Raw genomic sequence first — 3,238 nt, forward strand, 5'->3', positions numbered from 1 at the left:
CCAAAAGAGCGTTTGGGGTTATAGGGTCAAGTGAAGAAGCGCATACGGTGGATGCCTAGGCAGTCAGAGGCGATGAAAGACGTGCAAGCCTGCGAAAAGTCACGGGGAGCTGGCAAAGAAGCTTTGATCCGTGGATCTCTGAATGGGGGAACCCAGCGGCCATAAGGCCGTTATTAAATACTGAATCCATAGGTATTTAAGGCGAACTCGGGGAACTGAAACATCTAAGTACCCGAAGGAAAAGAAATCAACCGAGATTCCCCTAGTAGTGGCGAGCGAACGGGGAGCAGCCCAAAAGTGCTTATCGATTTAGTGGAAGGCTCTGGAAAGTGCCGCCAAAGAGGGTGATAGCCCCGTACACGAAAGATCGATAGGCATGAACAACGAGTAGGGCGGGGCACGAGAAACCCTGTCTGAATGTGGGGGGACCATCCTCCAAGGCTAAATACTCCTGACTGACCGATAGTGAACCAGTACCGTGAGGGAAAGGCGAAAAGAACCCCGGCGAGGGGAGTGAAATAGAACCTGAAACCGTATGCGTACAAGCAGTGGGAGCCTTAACCCCTTAGGGGAGGGTGACTGCGTACCTTTTGTATAATGGGTCAGCGACTTATATTCAGTGGCGAGCTTAACCGGATAGGGGAGGCGTAGCGAAAGCGAGTCTTAACAGGGCGTTAAGTCGCTGGGTATAGACCCGAAACCGGGCGATCTATCCATGGGCAGGTTGAAGGTTGGGTAACACCACCTGGAGGACCGAACCCACTACCGTTGAAAAGGTAGGGGATGACCTGTGGATCGGAGTGAAAGGCTAATCAAGCCCGGAGATAGCTGGTTCTCCTCGAAAGCTATTTAGGTAGCGCCTCATGTATCACTGCTGGGGGTAGAGCACTGTTTCGGCTAGGGGGTCATCCCGACTTACCAACCCGATGCAAACTCCGAATACCGGCAAGTGCGAGCATGGGAGACACACGGCGGGTGCTAACGTCCGTCGTGAAAAGGGAAACAACCCAGACCGTCAGCTAAGGTCCCCAAGTCATGGTTAAGTGGGAAACGATGTGGGAAGGCCCAGACAGCCAGGAGGTTGGCTTAGAAGCAGCCATCCTTTAAAGAAAGCGTAATAGCTCACTGGTCGAGTCGGCCTGCGCGGAAGATGTAACGGGGCTAAAACCATGCACCGAAGCTACGGGTTTGAACGCACGTTCAAGCGGTAGAGGAGCGTTGTGTAGGCCTGCGAAGGCAGATTGAGAAGTCTGCTGGAGGTATCACAAGTGCGAATGCTGACATGAGTAACGACAATGGGGGTGAAAAACCCCCACGCCGAAAGACCAAGGTTTCCTGCGCCACGTTAATCGACGCAGGGTGAGTCGGCCCCTAAGGTGAGGCAGAAATGCGTAATCGATGGGAAGCGGGTTAATATTCCTGCACTTCTGATTGCTGCGAAGGAGGGACGGAGAAGGCTAGGCCAGCCTGGCGTTGGTAGCCCAGGTTTAAGGCAGTAGGCTGAGTATTTAGGCAAATCCGGATACTTAAGGCTGAGAGCTGATGACGGTGTCACTTAGGTGACCGAAGTGGTTGATGCCCTGCTTCCAGGAAAAGCTTCTAAGCGACAGGCAATCAGGAACCGTACCGCAAACCGACACAGGTGGTCGGGTAGAGCATACCAAGGCGCTTGAGAGAACTCGGGTGAAGGAACTAGGCAAAATGGCACCGTAACTTCGGGAGAAGGTGCGCCGGCTGGCGTGAAGGGCTTGCCCCGTAAGCGCTGGCTGGTCGAAGATACCAGGCCGCTGCGACTGTTTATCAAAAACACAGCACTCTGCAAACACGAAAGTGGACGTATAGGGTGTGACGCCTGCCCGGTGCCGGAAGGTTAATTGATGGGGTTAGCCGCAAGGCGAAGCTCTTGATCGAAGCCCCGGTAAACGGCGGCCGTAACTATAACGGTCCTAAGGTAGCGAAATTCCTTGTCGGGTAAGTTCCGACCTGCACGAATGGCGTAACGATGGCGGCACTGTCTCCACCCGAGACTCAGTGAAATTGAAATCGCTGTGAAGATGCAGTGTATCCGCGGCTAGACGGAAAGACCCCGTGAACCTTTACTGTAGCTTTGCACTGGACTTTGAACCTGCTTGTGTAGGATAGGTGGGAGGCTTAGAAGCGTGAACGCCAGTTTGCGTGGAGCCGACCTTGAAATACCACCCTGGCATGTTTGAGGTTCTAACTTAGGCCTGTGATCCAGGCTGAGGACCGTGCATGGTGGGCAGTTTGACTGGGGCGGTCTCCTCCCAAAGCGTAACGGAGGAGTACGAAGGTGCGCTCGGGTCGGTCGGAAATCGACCCAAGAGTATAAAGGCAAAAGCGCGCTTGACTGCGAGACGGACAGGTCGAGCAGGTACGAAAGTAGGTCTTAGTGATCCGGTGGTTCTGAATGGAAGGGCCATCGCTCAACGGATAAAAGGTACTCCGGGGATAACAGGCTGATACCGCCCAAGAGTTCATATCGACGGCGGTGTTTGGCACCTCGATGTCGGCTCATCACATCCTGGGGCTGAAGCCGGTCCCAAGGGTATGGCTGTTCGCCATTTAAAGTGGTACGCGAGCTGGGTTCAGAACGTCGTGAGACAGTTCGGTCCCTATCTGCCGTGGACGTTTGAGAATTGAGAGGGGCTGACCTTAGTACGAGAGGACCGGGTTGGACGAACCTCTGGTGTACCGGTTGTCATGCCAATGGCATTGCCGGGTAGCTACGTTCGGAAGCGATAACCGCTGAAAGCATCTAAGCGGGAAGCGTGCCTCAAGATGAGTTCTCACTGGGAGTCAATCCCCTAAAGGGTCGTCGAAGACTACGACGTGGATAGGCAGGGTGTGTAAGCGCTGTGAGGCGTTGAGCTGACCTGTACTAATGGCCCGTGAGGCTTGACCCTATAACCCCAAGGGCTCTGTGAAAAGCAGAGAGAAGGGATACGCGAAGCGAAGGCCGAGAATCGACGCAACGCAATCTGAGCCAGACACTGAAAGCACTTTCCCAGAATTCGAAGCGTTGCTAAACCAACGCTTCAAACGAATTGCTTGACGACCAAAGAGCACTGGAACCACCTGAACCCATCCCGAACTCAGCAGTGAAACGGTGCATCGCCGATGATAGTGTGGGGTCTCCCCATGTGAAAGTAGGTCATCGTCAAGCACCCATCCAAAACCCCCGCCTCAGTACAATTACTTGGGCGGGGGTTTTTATTTG

2 rRNA genes are annotated in these 3,238 nt (G+C 54.0%); both read left to right on the plus strand.

From position 1 onward, the window contains the following. The first annotated feature begins 24 nt into the window (after positions 1 to 24). Positions 25 to 2,924: ribosomal RNA gene (locus AXE65_RS02125) — 23S ribosomal RNA — on the plus strand. A 144-nt stretch (positions 2,925 to 3,068) separates the two neighbouring features. After that, a 5S ribosomal RNA gene (gene rrf / locus AXE65_RS02130) occupies positions 3,069 to 3,184 on the plus strand. Positions 3,185 to 3,238: the final 54 nt, after the last annotated feature.

Origin of the sequence: Ventosimonas gracilis, assembly GCF_001580025.1 — a bacterium.
GTDB classification, from domain to species: domain Bacteria; phylum Pseudomonadota; class Gammaproteobacteria; order Pseudomonadales; family Pseudomonadaceae; genus Ventosimonas; species Ventosimonas gracilis.